The 15,894-nt window shown below is 48.2% G+C and carries 16 protein-coding genes and 1 tRNA gene; 6 read left to right on the top strand and 11 right to left on the bottom strand.

The annotated features are described in order from the left end of the window. Position 1: 1 nt before the first annotated feature. Together BLW37_RS06770 and BLW37_RS06765 are read left to right on the top strand one after the other, a co-directional pair. A complete protein-coding gene (locus BLW37_RS06770) occupies positions 2 to 1,258 on the top strand; it encodes an SAM-dependent methyltransferase (protein WP_091341270.1) in 1,257 nt (418 codons plus the stop codon). A 101-nt stretch (positions 1,259 to 1,359) separates the two neighbouring features. Continuing rightward, positions 1,360 to 3,777, top strand: a complete 2,418-nt coding sequence (locus tag BLW37_RS06765; RefSeq protein ID WP_091341267.1) for an EAL domain-containing protein — start codon at positions 1,360 to 1,362, stop codon at positions 3,775 to 3,777. Between the two features lie 17 nt (positions 3,778 to 3,794). Here BLW37_RS06765 and BLW37_RS06760 read toward each other — a convergent pair whose 3' ends face one another. From BLW37_RS06760 to BLW37_RS06750, 3 genes are read right to left on the bottom strand one after another with little or no spacing between them, the layout of a single operon-like run. Further along, positions 3,795 to 4,622, bottom strand: a complete 828-nt coding sequence (locus tag BLW37_RS06760) for a CvfB family protein (RefSeq protein ID WP_091341266.1) — start codon at positions 4,620 to 4,622, stop codon at positions 3,795 to 3,797. 43 nt (positions 4,623 to 4,665) lie between these two features. After that, positions 4,666 to 6,183: a DUF3413 domain-containing protein gene (locus BLW37_RS06755; RefSeq protein ID WP_091341264.1), complete on the bottom strand. Its 1,518-nt coding sequence runs from the start codon at positions 6,181 to 6,183 to the stop codon at positions 4,666 to 4,668. Between the two features lie 10 nt (positions 6,184 to 6,193). Next, the gene (locus BLW37_RS06750; RefSeq protein ID WP_091341262.1) at positions 6,194 to 6,415 is read right to left on the bottom strand and encodes a YejL family protein; all 222 of its coding nucleotides are present in this window, start codon (positions 6,413 to 6,415) and stop codon (positions 6,194 to 6,196) included. Positions 6,416 to 6,483: 68 nt separating this feature from the next. Here BLW37_RS06750 and yejK point away from each other — a divergent pair, with 68 nt between their 5' ends. Continuing rightward, positions 6,484 to 7,497 carry a nucleoid-associated protein YejK gene (gene yejK, locus BLW37_RS06745; protein ID WP_091341259.1) on the top strand — a complete coding sequence of 338 codons (1,014 nt, stop codon included), beginning with the start codon at positions 6,484 to 6,486 and terminating at the stop codon, positions 7,495 to 7,497. A gap of 8 nt (positions 7,498 to 7,505) precedes the next feature. Here yejK and BLW37_RS06740 read toward each other — a convergent pair whose 3' ends face one another. From BLW37_RS06740 to BLW37_RS06720, 5 genes are read right to left on the bottom strand one after another with little or no spacing between them, the layout of a single operon-like run. Continuing rightward, the gene (locus BLW37_RS06740) at positions 7,506 to 7,718 is read right to left on the bottom strand and encodes a hypothetical protein (RefSeq protein ID WP_091341257.1); all 213 of its coding nucleotides are present in this window, start codon (positions 7,716 to 7,718) and stop codon (positions 7,506 to 7,508) included. Continuing rightward, complete coding sequence (locus BLW37_RS06735) at positions 7,715 to 8,407, bottom strand: M15 family metallopeptidase (RefSeq protein WP_091341255.1); 693 nt, start codon at positions 8,405 to 8,407, stop codon at positions 7,715 to 7,717. Before BLW37_RS06735 ends, BLW37_RS06740 begins: the two co-directional genes overlap by 4 nt. After that, positions 8,404 to 9,540 (bottom strand): succinyl-diaminopimelate desuccinylase, encoded by a 1,137-nt coding sequence (gene dapE / locus BLW37_RS06730; protein WP_091341253.1) that lies wholly within the window; start codon positions 9,538 to 9,540, stop codon positions 8,404 to 8,406. The genes BLW37_RS06735 and dapE overlap by 4 nt, the downstream gene beginning before the upstream one ends. Then, the gene (locus BLW37_RS06725; protein ID WP_091341251.1) at positions 9,537 to 9,890 is read right to left on the bottom strand and encodes an ArsC family reductase; all 354 of its coding nucleotides are present in this window, start codon (positions 9,888 to 9,890) and stop codon (positions 9,537 to 9,539) included. Before BLW37_RS06725 ends, dapE begins: the two co-directional genes overlap by 4 nt. Continuing rightward, positions 9,887 to 10,375, bottom strand: coding sequence for a PTS glucose transporter subunit IIA (locus BLW37_RS06720; protein ID WP_091341249.1), 489 nt, complete (start codon positions 10,373 to 10,375; stop codon positions 9,887 to 9,889). The genes BLW37_RS06725 and BLW37_RS06720 overlap by 4 nt, the downstream gene beginning before the upstream one ends. 567 nt (positions 10,376 to 10,942) lie before the next feature. On the opposite strand from BLW37_RS06720, the gene yfbV reads away from it, so the two are divergent. Then, entirely contained in the window at positions 10,943 to 11,401 is a 459-nt protein-coding gene (yfbV, locus tag BLW37_RS06715) for a terminus macrodomain insulation protein YfbV (RefSeq protein ID WP_091341247.1), read from the top strand. A 39-nt stretch (positions 11,402 to 11,440) separates the two neighbouring features. Here the strand turns inward: yfbV and xthA are convergent, their stop codons facing one another. Continuing rightward, positions 11,441 to 12,250 carry an exodeoxyribonuclease III gene (gene xthA / locus BLW37_RS06710; protein ID WP_091341244.1) on the bottom strand — a complete coding sequence of 270 codons (810 nt, stop codon included), beginning with the start codon at positions 12,248 to 12,250 and terminating at the stop codon, positions 11,441 to 11,443. 142 nt (positions 12,251 to 12,392) lie between these two features. On the opposite strand from xthA, the gene BLW37_RS06705 reads away from it, so the two are divergent. Together BLW37_RS06705 and deoC are read left to right on the top strand one after the other, a co-directional pair. Beyond that, positions 12,393 to 13,097, top strand: coding sequence for a M48 family metallopeptidase (locus BLW37_RS06705; protein WP_091341243.1), 705 nt, complete (start codon positions 12,393 to 12,395; stop codon positions 13,095 to 13,097). A gap of 158 nt (positions 13,098 to 13,255) precedes the next feature. Beyond that, the gene (gene deoC / locus BLW37_RS06700; protein ID WP_091341242.1) at positions 13,256 to 13,993 is read left to right on the top strand and encodes a deoxyribose-phosphate aldolase; all 738 of its coding nucleotides are present in this window, start codon (positions 13,256 to 13,258) and stop codon (positions 13,991 to 13,993) included. On the opposite strand, the gene BLW37_RS06695 is transcribed toward deoC, so the two are convergent. Both BLW37_RS06695 and BLW37_RS06690 read right to left on the bottom strand, forming a co-directional pair. Further along, entirely contained in the window at positions 13,990 to 15,627 is a 1,638-nt protein-coding gene (locus tag BLW37_RS06695; RefSeq protein WP_091341241.1) for a tetratricopeptide repeat-containing response regulator, read from the bottom strand. The genes deoC and BLW37_RS06695 overlap by 4 nt on opposite strands. An 88-nt stretch (positions 15,628 to 15,715) precedes the next feature. Then, positions 15,716 to 15,800, bottom strand: a tRNA-Tyr gene (locus BLW37_RS06690). Between the last annotated feature and the right edge of the window lie 94 nt (positions 15,801 to 15,894).

Below are 15,894 nucleotides of genomic sequence, written 5' to 3'. Positions count from 1 at the left end.
AATGACGATGTCGTTGACAGAAAACTCGGTTGAAAACAAGTTGAGCTGGTTTGATAAATTTAGCCGTCGCTTTGTGCTTAACTTTATAGCCAAGTTGCAGCACGGCTATATCAGGGTCTTTGAAGGCCAACAGCTGCTTGAGTTTGGAGATAAAGCTGCTGATCTACAGGTTACTATCCGGGTTGAAGACCCAACCTTTTACCGCAAAATGGTAAGCAGTGGCTCCATAGGTGCCGCTGAAGCCTTTGTAGAAGGATGTTGGACTTGCGATGAGCTTACTGATCTGGTGCGGATTTTTGCCCGCAATCTTAGCTTGCTGGATCAAATGGACTCCACCTGGGCCCGCTTAAGCCGGCCATGGCTTAAACTACTGAATTGGCAAAATGCCAACTCCAAGTCGCAAGCACGTAAAAATATTTCAGCACATTATGATTTGGGCAACGCTATGTACAGATTATTTCTGGATGAAAGCATGATGTACTCCAGCGCAGTTTACCCAAACCAGCATGCAAGCCTTGAACAAGCGCAGCAACACAAACTGGAATTATTGTGTCAACGATTGCAGCTGAACTCCGATGATCACTTATTGGAAATCGGTACCGGCTGGGGCAGCATGGCAATTTATGCTGCGCAGCATTATGGTTGTAAGGTAACAACTACCACGATTTCTCAGCAACAATACGACTATGCTACAGCCCAGGTTGCTGCTGCTGGCTTAGAAGATAGAATCACCCTTTTGTTACAGGATTACCGTGATCTGACCGGTAGCTTCGACAAGCTGGTCTCGATAGAAATGATCGAAGCCGTTGGTGATGATTATCTGGACACCTACTTCAAGGTGTGTTCTTCCTTGCTAAAGCCAAATGGAATTATGGTGTTGCAAGCTATTACCATGGTTGATCAGCGCTACAAACAGTATGTTCGGGAAGTAGATTTTATCAAGCGTTATATTTTTCCTGGCGGCTGTCTTCCATCCATCCATCGAATGTCTGAAGCGGTGACCAAAGGGACAGACCTGGTCATTCGTCAGCTACAGGATATTGGGTTTGATTATGCCAAAACGCTGCGTCATTGGTGTGAGCGTTTTTTGCTGCAGAAAGATGAGATTCTAAAGCTTGGGTATGATCATGAGTTTATCCGTTTATGGCATTACTACTTATGTTATTGCGAAGGCGGTTTTTTAGAGCGCGCTACCAGCACAGTTCATTTGGTATTGGCCAAACCAAATAACCGCTCAGCTTTTCAACCGGTAGCCTGAAGCTCTGGTTGCTGACGAATTCATCATCTCTTTCCTTGGCTGAGTTTTACGCTGGTGCTGGGGCATTATTCTGTGCTATAAGCGAGACAAAGAATAATGAAATGGCGAATGACGTCCCTGTAATTATGAGTAAGCGCAACCCTGATGCTGTGGATACCAGCAGGTTGGAAACAAAGCTAGCTTTGTTAACTGAACAGAACCATGAGCTGCGCATTATTAATCAGCTGGCAACCGAGCTGCACCAGTTGAACGATGTGAAAGCGGTTACTGACTATGTTGCCAGTACACTGGCTTCCATGCTTGGATTTGAAGATTGCGCTATCTTTTTGATGGATGCAGATCATCAACAACTATTGCGTTTTTCGGCCGCTGGTTCGCGTAATCTTTTGGATGGGATAGGCTACAGTGCATTGTTGCTTGATCAAGGTATCGTAGGTCATTGTGCCAGTCAGCGTCAGAGTTTACTGGTAGAAGATACTCGCCAATGTACGTATTATCTGATGGATGTGGCTCATAGTCTGTCTGAATTGGCTGTCCCAGTAATTGACACGGGTGAGGTGCTCGCGGTCATTGATTGTGAGCACCATCAAACAGGTTATTTTACTAAACAGCATCAGCAATTGCTGGAGCAGGTTGCTTCAATTCTGGCCAGCAAACTGCGGTGGCTGCAAACCTTGTCTCAGCTCGAAGAGTCGGTAGAGAAATTAGAATACGCCGAAAAACTTCAAAAATCCCTCTATGAAATAGCTTCATTTGCCTATTTTGCCGATGACTTATCCGAGTTTTATACCCATGTGCACCAAGTGGTAAGTGCCCTGATATATGCACCCAACTTTTTTATTGCTCTGTACGATGAAGACAAAGAACATCTGTATTTTCCATATTTTGTGGATACACGTGGGGATGAGAAGCCAGAGCAGGTGTATCCGAAAGAAATTCTGAAAAACAGTCTGACGGGCTACGTGTTTAGAACGGATCGTCCCTTGCTGGTCAACCGGGAACAGCTGAATGATTTATACCAACAAAAAAATTTGAAAGTCTATGGTGAAACTCCCGAGTGCTGGCTGGGCGTGCCATTTCATTCTGGCGACTCAGTGCACGGTGTCGTTGTAGTGCAAAGTTATATTGAACAAATCCATTACGAGCCCAATGATCTAGAGTTGTTGACCTTTGTGGCTCAGCATATCTCTAATGCATTGGAGCGTGTTTTTTCTGAGCGTAAGTTACAACATCAGGCGTTGCATGACAGTTTGACCGGTTTACCCAACAGAGCTTTGTTTTTAGACCGGGTACACCATGCTTTTTTGCGGATGCAACGCTTTCCTGAACAGCAGTTGGCTGTGATGTATTTGGACTTGGATAAGTTTAAAGCCGTCAATGATACCCATGGCCATGCCGTTGGTGATGCTTTTCTGGTCGCGGTAGGCAAGCAATTAAAGCAGTGCATGCGGCAAAGTGATACTTTGGCTCGGCTTGGTGGTGATGAGTTTGCGATTTTGCTTGAAGATGTAGATGAGTTAGCGACCATAGAAGAGGTGGCGCAGCGTATTCTGCTATCACTGCAACGCCCGGTTGAAGTCAATGGCCAGGCATTATTGGCATCAACCAGCATTGGCATTAGTTTCTGTCAATTGGATGCACCTGGTTTGATCCCGGATGAATTGATCCGCCGTGCTGATATTGCCATGTACCAAGCTAAAAAAGATGGTCGTGGTATCTACCGGGTTTATGATGAGAGCATGCAGGCTGATGAAATACCAGGCTGGAATATTGAGCAGGCCCTGAAAACAGCTTTAAATGACAACCAACTTCAATTGGTTTACCAGCCGATCGTGGCACTGGAAGGAAATATAGTCCAAGGCTTTGAAGCATTGGTTCGCTGGCCACACCCAGAGCAGGGGATGGTGATGCCGGATCTATTTATCCCTATTGCCGAACAAAGCCGTCTGATAGTGCGCCTGGATCACTATGTACTGCGCAAAGCGTTAAGACAAGCTGCCTATTGGTTTGCAGCGGGCCACAGGTTTTATGTCAGTGTCAATGTGAGTGGTACGACCGTGTCTGAAGCTGGCTTTGTTCCCTGGTTGCAGGAGCTTATTCAGCAGTTTGGCATCCCTTGTTATTGTCTGGCATTGGAGCTGACGGAGCGGGCGTTGATTGAGAATATGCTACAGGCAAAAGATAGCCTGCAACGACTGCGCAAGTTGGGGATTCGTATTTTGCTGGATGACTTTGGCACTGGTTACTCAAGTCTGAGTTATCTTAGCGAGTTCCGGCTGGATGTTCTTAAGATAGATCGCAGTTTTATTAATAATATGCAAGATGATGAGCAGGACCACCCTATCGTCAATACCATCATTGCGCTTGCAAAAACGCTGCAGTTGTCGGTCGTTGCTGAAGGGATTGAAACCCAGCAGCAACAGCATGTACTGCATCGTCTTGGTTGTGACTATGGTCAGGGTTACTTGTTTGCCAAACCACTTAGCGCTGAGCAAGCTTTGGACTGGTTAACTAGTTAACTGGTTATCGGGCGTAGTCAGGCTAAATAAATACCATCCACTTCAATGCGGATTTTTTTTGCTTTAAACAAGCTACCTATAGCCTGTTTAAAAGCTTTTTTACTGGCAGAGAACTGCTGATAAATTGCATCCGGACTGCTTTTATCGTGCAGGGGTAAAAAGCCACCAGCCTGCTGCAAAGCTTCAAGAATGGCGGGCTCCAGTGCTTTTACCTTGGCTGCACCTATCGGATTTAAACTTAAATCGATTTTACCGTCATTGCGTACTTGTCGGATATAGGCCGTCATACGCTGGCCAGGGTAGAGCCGCTCTTTCAGCTGATCTTTAAACAACAAACCCCAGTGTTGCTGGTTAATAATGGCTTTATAGCCCAAGTCGGTGTGATTGGCGATGATGATATCGACAGCTTGCTTTTCTTGATAGCTAGCCGGCGTTTTGTCCAGAAACTTATCGAGTTTACTGGAGGCAATGATGCGGTTGCTTTTATCCACCAGACAATGCACCAGATAGCGTTTTCCTGCTTGCATTGGAATTTGTTGTTCGCTATAGGGGACCAACAAATCTTTGCTGAGGCCCCAGTGCAAAAAAGCACCCACGCGATTCACATCGACAGCTTGCAACAAAGCGAACTCACCAACCTGCACTTTTGGTAATTCTGTAGTCGCAATCAACTGGTCCTCGGAGTCGAGGTACAAAAACACATCCAGCCGCTGACCCAGTTCTGCTTCAGCGGGGGCATAGCGTTTTGGCAGCAAAATCTCGCCCCATTCAAGACCATCCAAAAAATAACCAAAATCTACTTTTTTCTTAATCGCAAGCTGATTGATCTTTCCAAGTGCCAGCATCAGGGTTCCTAGTGTGGTTATCGTAAGTAAGGTAGCAGGGCAGTTAGTCGTGGTTTAGTGCTGGCAAGCGCTGGAGCGCATCTACCAGCATCGGCATATCAAAGCGTTCGTTTAGTGGCAAGCCAGTGGCCGCCGACCAGACACCAAAGCTGTTATCCTCACGAATAATGACCAGTTTGTCTTTATAAAAACTATAAACCTCGTGCTGGCTAATGGCAATTTTAGGCAGGTTGCGCGGTGCCAACAGGTTATCGCCGGCTAAAGCTGGTACGGTGACACAACCCGCATAAGCGAGCAGGGTAGGTAATACATCCAGCTGTAAGGTTGCAGCAGGTTGGGTTTGTTGGCGTAGTGCAGGCCAGCGGTACCATGCGTTTACCGGCGCCATCTTCCATTGGTTGTGGTTGGCGGTTAGCTCAACCAGCAACAGAGGGCCTGTCGGCAGGCTCAAAGAGGTGATGTCATCAATAAATTGCAGCTGTACGGGGGCTTCTGGCTGTGTATAGTGATGGAGCCAAGTCGGTGCTGCTGGAAATGAAGGCGTTACTTCAATGCCAAAACGCTCCGGAGCTTGCTGCAACCAAAAAGGTGGCTCGGCCAACAGGGCTGTGATTTCAGATGCTGCAACAAACTGACCAAATAACAATTGGCCTAGCGCTTCGTCTCGCTGAACAGGGGCAAAGTGAGGTGCTAGTTGTCGCAATCCCAACTGAGAGACATGCTGTTTATCATCCCCGCTCAGCGTAGGCATCACAATCACTGTTAACTGCTGGCTGCTGGCTGCTGGCGATTGACAATGCAGTTGCATAGAGACTGGCGTTAAGTAATCCAACGCATCCAATTGTTGTTGTTGGCTGCTGGCACGCTCTTGACGGTCCAGCAATCGATGCCTCGCTAAGAAGCTTTTAGCAGTGGCGGGGTAGCTCAGTGGCAGCACATTGTCTTGGCGGACAACGTCCTGATTGAGTTGCGCATCGGCCCAGATATGGATCAAATGACTCAGCATGAAGCAACTTACAAAAAACACCCAAATAGGCCGGCCTGTCTGAGTCGCCTGCAGTCGGCCAACTTTCTTCCAGCAAAAGTTACTCAGGGTCAGTTGCAATGCGAGTAAACCAGTTGCTGTAATGCTGACGATGAGTACAAAGTTTCGCAGGTTGGTGACGATCTGTGAACGCATCAGCTCAATGGTTTGCTGCCAGGAGGTATTGCCGATGTGATAACCAAGGCTGCGGTATACATAGGCATCAAAGATGAGTAATACCAGTGCCAGTGTAGCCAGTAAGGCTCCAAGGCCACGGACATGTCTTTGGGAAGGAAACAGCAGACTGATTGGGAAAATAGTAAGAATAAAAAACAAAAAGCACAAAAAGGCGGTATGACCGAGCCAGTTGCTTAATAAATAACTCCAGCCTGTGACTGTTTGCGGCAAGGGCTCAGCCAGCCAATAGCTGGCCGTAACCACCAAAGCCAGCAAAATATTAAAAAAAGTAAACCAATGGCCCCAACTAAGTAGACGGTTTACTTTATTGACCAGCGATAGGTTATGTTCCAGCACCATAAGCGGTTGTTCAGGCCTTGGTGGTGATACTGTCGGTTAACGCGAGACAGAACTGTTGCACCAGTTCAGCACGCTTGGCAGTGGGCACATTCTGATTGACGATGTGACTGACGGCGTTACCAAGGCACATAAGGCTCAGCTCGGTGGTAGCTTGTTGCTGGCGAAGCTCATCAAGCAGGGCATTGACCAGATTTTCAATTTGCGTCGAGGAATACTTTGATACAATGGGCATTGGAGTACCGGGAAAGTCCGCTTATCTGGTGTGAATAGTAACAGAAATCCGCAACATTAGGAAAATTTATGTCGGTCGATGTGTTCCAGTTAACCATTCATTATCTCGAGCTGGATGAGCAGCAAGCCCCTCAAATACGGGAGCGTCAGGCTTTAATCCCTACCAACACAGAAGTCTGCCATTTGCTGGAGCAGTTGCACCTGTCGTACAACGGCAAACCGGCTAAAGGCTATGCCCGCTTCAGTGCTGATAAATCGCCTTTGCTGCAAGAGAGTATGGAGCTTTGGTTGAAGCAGCCGGATGATTTTATGCAATTGGCCAAAACGGCTACAGCAGAGCTTGTCAAGCAACTGACTGATCACCAATTGGCGGAATCCGGTTATTTGCTGATAAGCCATTATCGTTATCTTGCTACTGATTATCTGTTACTGTGCCTGCTCGGCAGTAAAGAGCATTTCAGCGTTACTGCCGACCTGGACCTGGCCGCAGCTAGGCATCTGGATATAGCACGTATGCAATTGGCTGCTCGTATTGATTTGACCGAGTATCAGCTCAATCGCAATCATCCGCATGCAATTTCCTTTATTCGTGGCCGGGTTGGGCGCAAAGTAGCTGATTTCTTTTTAGATTTTCTCGGTTGTGAGGAAGGTACTGACGCCAAAGAAAACAGCAAACAGATGCTAAGTTCAGTGGAAGAATACCTGGCGGCAGCCGAGTTCGATCCGGCCGAGAAAAACCAGGCCCGTCAGCAGGTGTATCAGTACTGTGAGGAACAAAGCAAGCAGGGCCAGGATGTGGTGCTTAAAGAACTGTCCGAAGCGATGGATCCAAGCGATCAGCACGGCTTTTTGCATTACTGCGCCGAGCAACAACTGGCGGTGGCAGAACAGTTTCCGGTCGAAGTGAAAAGCCTGAAAACGCTGGTGAAATTCAGCGGGGCTGGTGCTGGCGTCAGTGTCAGTTTCGAGCAAAAGCACCTGGGTGAGCGGGTGGTGTACGATCCTCAGCAAGATACCCTGACCATTCGTGGGGTACCGCCGAATTTAAAAGACCAGTTGCAGCGCTTTTTGGCTGGGAATTAAGTTTAACTTTACGCTTCGGGTGGTTTTGATGGCGGCTTTGCTTGCTCTTCTTGCTTGGCCGCCGCATGTTGTATGTCTTTTGCTGGCTCATTACCAGTATCCGGCTTGGTTTTCGGGGTAACTTTGCTGCCTGGCAGTTTATCCAGATAGCGAATTAGCATCAGATTGCCGAGGATCAGGCCAAAGGCAAGGGCCAGGGCAGTTAGCAGCATCCAGTTCATGATTCAGCCTCACAGATGGTCAGCACATACCGTTGGTAAATCTGAGGCAGGTTGGCCAGTACCAGTTGCTGCTCGGCAATGGGCTGGGCAAGCAGGGCTTGGTGCAACATCTCAACGGTGAACTGCGCAAGACAGCGCTCTGCCAGTGGCTGATAACTCAGATGCCAGGGCTCGGCAGCGACACCGCCACGGTACTGACGGTAAGGCAGAAAAAAACCTGCGTCAGTGGCGTGCTGTGTTAACCAGTGGCCGAGGTGTGCAAAAACTCCGCCCGCCTGGTATTCCGCCGGAACTAACTGCAGTTGATAATCTGCCGGCAGGGCCGCTTTATCGATAACATCCAGCTCTGTGCCCCAGTGGTGCCGGCTGGCGCCGGGCAGGGCGCTGTACAACAAAATGGCTTCCAGCTTTTCCCAACCCACCAGTTGCTCTATCGCCAACGCTTGTTGTTGCTGATCCAGCACCGGCCGGGCACCACTGCATTTTTGCTGCCAGATGAGTGCCTGACGCTCGAAGCTGCGAAAGCTGGAAACTGCAGCCAGCTCGATGCCATCCCTGGCTGCCCGTTGGCAAAGCTGTTGCCAGGCATGGGCAGCTTCCGCTTGCAGCAGCTCACCGCTGTCAAGCTGAACCAGATGGCTCTGTGCTTGTCCGGTAAGCTGCTGCGCTGTCAGCGGCAGACGGTTCATGTCAGGCTGAGCTCTAAGATCTGCTCGTACATCTCGGCCAACCGATCCAAATCGGCGGCCAGCACGCACTCGTTTACTTTGTGAATGGTGGCATTGCACGGACCCAGCTCGATAACTTCAGCACCGGTTGGGGCGATAAAGCGGCCATCCGAGGTGCCACCACTGGTTTCAAGCCGGGGGGCAAAGCCCTGAACCTGTTGAACAGCATGCACGGCCGATTCCAGCAGGGTACCGGATTGGGTTAAGAATGGCTCGCCGTTTAGTATCCAGTCCAACTGATAATTTAGCGCATGCTTATCCAAAATGGCATAAACTTGCTGTTGCAACTGATCTGCCGTCACTTCAGTGCTAAAACGGAAATTAAACAGTACCTGTAGTTCACCCGGGATTACATTGGTGGTGCCGCTGCCTGCATGGATATTGGAGATTTGAAAGCTGGTGGCCGGAAAGAAGGCATTACCGTGATCCCACTCTTGAGCAGCCAGCTCTGCCAGGGCAGCTGCTGCTTTATGAACCGGGTTGTCGGCTAGCTGGGGGTAGGCCACATGTCCCTGTACGCCCTTGACCAATAAAGTGCCGCTTAATGAACCGCGACGACCATTTTTAATAACATCGCCAACCTGGCGACTGCTGGAAGGCTCGCCTACCACACACCAGCGAATTTTTTCCTGCCTGGCTTCCAGGGTTTCAATCACGCGCTTGGTACCATTAATAAAAGGTCCTTCTTCATCGCTGGTAATTAAAAAGGCGATATCACCGGTTAATTGGGGGTTGCGGGATAAGAAACGCTCAGTTGCCACAATCATTGCTGCCAAGCTGCCTTTCATATCGGCAGCACCCCTACCATAGAGGGTGCCATCTATAAGGGTAGGTTCAAAGGGCGGGGTATGCCACTGCTGCTCAGGACCTGGCGGAACCACATCGGTGTGACCGGCAAAACAAAATAACGGCTTACCGCTGCCTTTGCGGGCCCAAAGATTCAAGGTGTCTTCAAAAAACATAGACTCGATGACAAAGCCGAGCGGTGCCAGACGCTCTGCCATCAATTGCTGACAACCTGCATCTTCCGGGGTAATGGATGGCCTTGCCATCAACTCCATTGCCAGTTTCACAACGGCGCTATGCTCGCTCATGCTAATTGCTCCAAAAGTTGCTGATAACTCGCTTCTGAAAAGCCAACCCGGTACCCAAGCGAGCAATGCAGCAAAGGGCGCTTAATCAGCGTGGGGTGTTGCAGCAAAAGTTGTAAGGCCTTGCTAGAATTAAGCTTATCTTTATCGGTAGCAGGCAGTTGGCGGTAGGTGGTGCTTCGATTATTCAATACTTTGTCGTAGCCCAGCTCTTCAATAGCCGCTTGCAGTTGTTCCTTGCCTAATGGCTGCTCCCGATAGTCGATAAATTGGTAGGGCTCTTGCTGCTGCTCCAGCCAGCGCCTGGCTTTTTTTATGGTGTCACAATTAGGGATCCCGTACAGCGTGATCATGGGTTATTTCCTGTCATTTGAATAAAAAAACACGGCTCTTTAGCCAGTACCGTTTGACCAAAATGTTGCGGCTCGGCACGAACCGCTGGATGAGGGAAGACAGCGACGCTGATTACAGGTTTACTGCTTAAATAGCCTGGGTCAATTTCAAGCAATAGCTGTCCTGCTGCTACAGCATATTCATTAAGCTGCCAGCGAAGCCCAACTCCTAAACGCTCCAACCAGGCCAGAGGTAGATCGACCCTTACTTGCAAACCGCTGTTGTGGCGCACTCGAATGCATGGGTGAGGCAAGAAATGCACGCTCGTAGTTCCGGCACAGGGGCTGAGCAGATAGTGGCTAGTCGCCTGCAAACAAAAGCCAAGCCCCGCCAGCCGTTGAATGGCAGCTCGTGGGTGCTGGCTCAGAGGTTGTAATACACCATCTGCAGGAGATTGGATGGCAAAGCGGTATCTGTTGCTGGCCTGGTCGGTATCAGGATGCATGCTATTGTTGTCGTGGCTTCATATCTGATTATTAGCATAGCTAAATTGTTGGCCTGATGCATCACATATCCTTTGTAATTGGCTAGTTCAAGTTGGAATAAATGATATTTTTATGAACTAAGCATGAAATCATCATGAAGCTGGTGTTTTTGCTGTATAAAATGCTGACAGACAGCAGGCAATCCAGCTGGAAACAGTCTTGAACTTGTCCACAGAATCTGTGGATAATTCTGTGCTTAATTATGTTTAACTGCCATAATCAGTTGATTTTATTCATTTATATTAGTTGGCATATTTTTTGACTGTTTGTTTATAAGGTGAATTTGGTCCTGAAATGCCATAAATTCACTTTCTGAGGAGATTTTTGCACCTTGAGCGAGTTAACTGCACGTTAAAAGTCATTTTTCATGCTGTTTTAATTGACTTTGATAGGAATAATCGGTAACGCGTTGCCGATTTATCAGCTCTTTGCTGACAGAGGAATATGCTGGCTTTACTGATCTATTTCTGTGCAGATTGTGCTAAAGTCTAAGGTGAATTTGGCTGAATTGGTCCTGGGAGTGCTCCATGTCGCAATCGTTAATCGGTATCATTCAGGCGGGGGTGCGTTATGGTAAAGTATGGCCTTGCCAACCCGAATTAAACAGCGTGTTTCCAGAGAACCGACTAATACTACTTACTTTGTTGGCACAAAAAGTGATGCCGTTGTTTGTCGTGCTCAATGCTGTATCCCTTTACTGGTGGCATGGCAGCTCACAATTGCCTCTGATCATTGCAATGAGCCTGTTGCTGCTTTCTATTCCATTGCAAGGCTGGTACCGACTTGGTCTTCGTGCAGAAAAGCAGCTGCCACCAGCCATGCGGCATTGGTATCAACAAATACTGCAACAACTTCAGTCGCAAGGAGTTGCTGCAGCATCCATCAGTCAGCACACTGGTCAGGTACTGTGTTATTACGATTTAGGCCGGCTGCTGCAGCAGGCCTATCGTCAACTCGATAAAGCTTTTATCCGGGAAATGCTCTGAACAAAATCTAATTCATTCAACGGCGTTTCAGGATGGGAACTAGAGTGCAAAGCTGGACCAGACTGGTGCATGATCCGATGGCTTTTCTATACCTCGCAGCTCGTAATCGATGCCGGATTCAGTTAACAAGCTGCTCAGTGCAGTCGTGGCAAGCACAACATCTATGCGAAGTCCTCTGTTATCGAGAAAACCTTTGGAGCGATAATCAAACCAGCTATATTGCTCGCCGCTTTCCGGGTATAGCTGCCGAAATGTATCCGTTAACCCCCAACCCTGAAGACGTTGCAGCCAGGCGCGTTCCTCTGGCAGGAAAGAGGTTTTCCCTTCACGTAACCAGCGTTTGGCGTTGGCCTCTCCGATACCTATGTCGAGATCTTGTGGTGAAATGTTGATGTCACCAATGACAGCGAGTAATTCATCCGAACTGTGGTGTGCTTCCAGATAGTTTTGCAAATCGGCATAAAATTTTTCTTTGGCTGGGAACTTTATCGGGTGGCTGCGGTTTTCTCCTTGAGGGAAGTAACCATTTAACAGCGTTAGTTCACGGCCATCACTGACAGCAAAGCGGGCAATGACCATGCGACGTTGCGCATCCGCATCATCGGTTGGAAAGCCATACTGTACTTGAAGTGCTGGTGTTTTGCTCAAAATTGCAACGCCGTAGTGCCCTTTCTGGCCGAAGTAGTAAGCGTGGTAGCCCATGTCTTCAATAGCTCTCAGCGGAAATTCATCATCGTGAACTTTGATTTCCTGCAGGCCTATCAAGTCGGGCTGATGCTTTGTGATCAGTGCTTCAAGTTGGTGGAGCCGGGCTCTAATGCCATTGATATTAAATGAGACAATCTTCATGCTTGATTCGCTTTTGCTGTTGATTGAAAAGTTCTGTGGTCGATCTTACCATTGCAAAGAGCAGGGGTGAATGAAAGCTTGAGCAGAGTGCCAAAAATACCTATGCTGGCTGCACTTGAAATGAACGTAGCAAACAGGCTTTATGCTGCAAAACTTTGATACCGAACTGAACTATACGCTGGTGCGAAGCCCAAGGCGAAAGCGATTGGCACTTCAGGTTAAAGCCGGTGAACTCTATGTTCGCGCTACCCCTTATTGTCGTCAGCCAGAGATCGATGCCTTTATTCGTCTTAAGCGAGGCTGGATCCGGCAACAAATGCAATGGCAACAACGACAGTTGCGGCTATTAGCGATAGAAACCGCTGAGCAAGGGCTATGGTTGCTTGGTAAGCGTGTGCCTGTTCAGTGTATGCCCGCAAGCCATTCTGGCTTTGTATTTGATGGTCAGCAATTGCTATTGTATGCAGGCCCCAGAGTTCGCCCGGAGAGGCGGGAGCAAAGTTATCAACAACAGTTAACGAGCTGGTATCAACAGCAAGCTGTGAGTTGGATTGAGCAGCGACTTGCTTATTGGCAACAGCGAATGCAATTGCAATGCCGCCGTTTCTTTGTAAAATCCTGGCGTCGGCGTTGGGGATGTTGCAACAGCAATCAGGAGCTGGGCTTTAATTGGCACCTGGTGAAGGCGCCATCCTGGGTGATTGATTATGTTTTGGTCCATGAATTGGCGCACCTAAAGTGGATGGACCACTCGGCTGATTTCTGGCATTTGGTTCGCAGCCATTATTCTGAAGTGGATGCTGCCAGAGAGTGGTTGAAACTTCATCATCTTCGCCTATTGAGTTAAAAAAAACCGGCCAATAAGGCCGGTAAGACAAACACAAGGACGAAACATGAGTACAAGTGGGAGCCATGCCTGGGAGAGATAGGCTCATCACTGCTATTTACTATGACTGTGATCTTTTAAAAAAATTCCATCGATACAAAAAAATTAAAAGGCCAAACATGACTACCTTTGAACGCTTGTCACAAATGATGTCTTTGCTGGATGTTACCCGTTTACAGCAGCCTGATAGCGAGGAAAACATGCATCGCTGGCTGCTGCCAATAGCTGAATCTGGTTTTCGACCAGCTGCCATTTGCTTGTATTCTGAATATTTACCTTTGGTAGCCAATTATCCAGCACTGGTTTCGTCCAATGTTGCAGTTGCAACGGTAGTGAACTTCCCGACTGGTCAGCAAAGTGCCGATCAGGTATGTCTTGACATTGCTGCCGCTCTATCCTCTGGCGCAAATGAAATAGATTGTGTGCTACCTTATCAAGAGCTGATGGCTGGCCGGATTGGCGGAGTAAAAAGCTTTCTGCTTGATGTACGTCAGGCTTGCGGCACAGCCTTATTAAAAGTAATTATTGAAAGCGGTGAGTTAATCACCTGCCAGCAGGTTGCCAAAGCAACCGAGTTAGTGATCGATAGTGGAGCTGACTTTGTGAAGTCTTCTACCGGTAAAGTGCCGGTCGGCCTTACCGATGAAGCGGCGGAAGTGATGTTAACAGTCATAGCAGGAGCAGATCGGCCGGTAGGATTTAAAGCCTCTGGTGGTGTACGCACGATTGAGCATGGTCTGGCTATCATGCAGCAGTTTGAGCGTATTACCGGACGTCAGGCACAACCTCAGACTATGCGATTGGGTGCAAGTACTTTGTTTCAGGAGTTATGCAACCGGTTACAGTCAAAAACTTAGCGTCGCAGTTCACTACGGAACTTTTCAAATCGGGCCAGTAACTCCTGGTAACGAACGCGATGATGCTCTGGCAAAGGCATATGATCGACCACCCGAAATGTCTTGCGGCAACGTTCAAAAGCATCACCTGGCTTGCTACGGTTGTTTGCGTGTTGGGTGAGCAGTTGTAGCAGCGACTGAATGTAGTTTAGTGCAGCACCAGTATTCATCGGCGCTAGTTCCAGTGCTTGCTCAAAGTGGCGTGCGGCTTCATGGTAGTTACCACTTTTGTACAGCCGAATGCCTTCTTTGTTGTACTCAGCAAAGTGTGCTCTGCGCTCTCCGGTACTTTCTGTTTGTCTTCGTAGAATCGCATTTAACACTGGATTGGATAAGGTGCTATCCGGTAGTTGCTGCTTTAAGCTTTCAGCCTCTTCGTACTCGCCAATTTGGTTGAGTAATAAAACGGCATCGGCCAGACTGTGCTCTTGCTCATTCAGTAAATCAGCGACACTAGCATAGGTGCGCTTGGCTTGAAACTGCTGACCACTTAATGACTCCAGGCGGGCCTGACACAATACTTCAAAGAGATCAAAGTCGATGTCGCGAATCATACTTTCATCCAGCCTGGCGCGCTGTAAAGCAATCAGTGTCTCTTGTTGGTAACGATTTTTCAGTTGCGGGTCGTCAGCTTCCATCGCGGCTTCAATCACAGTACGAATGTAGTTTTGCAGATGAATAACATCTTGCTTCAGTGAACGTCGAGTAATCTCATACAATTGTTTACTGGCACTTACTTGCTGCGGGGTGTCATGCAATTCGCGAGCAATGTCCATCACCAGATACTGGCGCTTAATCGAATGGGGTGCTATTTCAGCTGCTTGTTGAATGGCTTTGAGCGCCTCTTCCGGCGCGCTGAGCGCCATGTAACATTTTGCTTTTAGATCCAGCGCCTCGGCAAAATAGCGGTTTGATTCCAGCGCCTCCTCACAGAGTGCCAGGCATTGCTCAAAGGCTTTGCGCTCAAAACAGATATGCGCTTGCAGTACCAAGGCCCAGCCGCTTCGGTGTTGAAGCAGGTTCTGCGTAAGCACCTGCTCAGCAGTATCCAACTGCTGCTGCTTAATGAGGGTTTCCGCCAGCACCCGCTTGCAAAATTGCTGGTAGCGACCTGCCTGACTGATTTCAAGTTGGCAGCGTTCAATCACCTGCTCATACTGTTCGTCATGCATGGCTTGATACAGCGCTTTTAGCTGATGTTTTTTTTGTTGAATTTTTTGGATGCGATTTCGGAGTACCCGCTGTGAAAAGGGTTTGATAAGGTAATCATCAGGTTCCAACTCAACGGCACTCATGACCATAGGGACAGTGTTTTCGCTGGTCACGATCATAAAAATACTGCCAGGCTTTAACAGTTTTTTTTCCCGTAAATCTTCCAGTAGTTGTTTGCCATTTTTGCCGGTACCCAAGTGGTAATCAACAAAAAGCACATCGTAATCCATGTTTATGCACTTGGCCAACGCCTGTTCACCGGTTGGTGCGAAGGCAACATTGGTAGCGCCCATCGAGTAGAGAATACCTTTAAACATCAGCTGAAATGAACGCTGATCATCGACAATTAATACCCGCAGGTTTTCGAGTGCTTTACTATCCATTGAGACAACAGTGTTGAAGTGTCATAGATTAAGTGTCAGTAAAATAAGGGGGGATAGCAAGGAAAAAAGCGATTGTGACGAAGGAAAGTGGTGGAGGGGGAAGGATTCGAACCTTCGAAGGCTGAGCCGGCAGATTTACAGTCTGATCCCTTTGACCACTCGGGAACCCCTCCACACAAGGCCTGCATAATACCAAAAAAAAACTTGATGTAAAGGCGCGGCCTTTATTTATTTGTTTGTTTGCCGATAAAGTCAGCAAGAGCAATC

The sequence above is a fragment of the Alkalimonas amylolytica genome (assembly GCF_900107845.1).
Lineage (GTDB): Bacteria > Pseudomonadota > Gammaproteobacteria > Enterobacterales > Alteromonadaceae > Alkalimonas > Alkalimonas amylolytica.
Note: the sequence above shows the minus strand (reverse complement) of the source record. Positions and strands in the feature narration are given on the sequence as shown.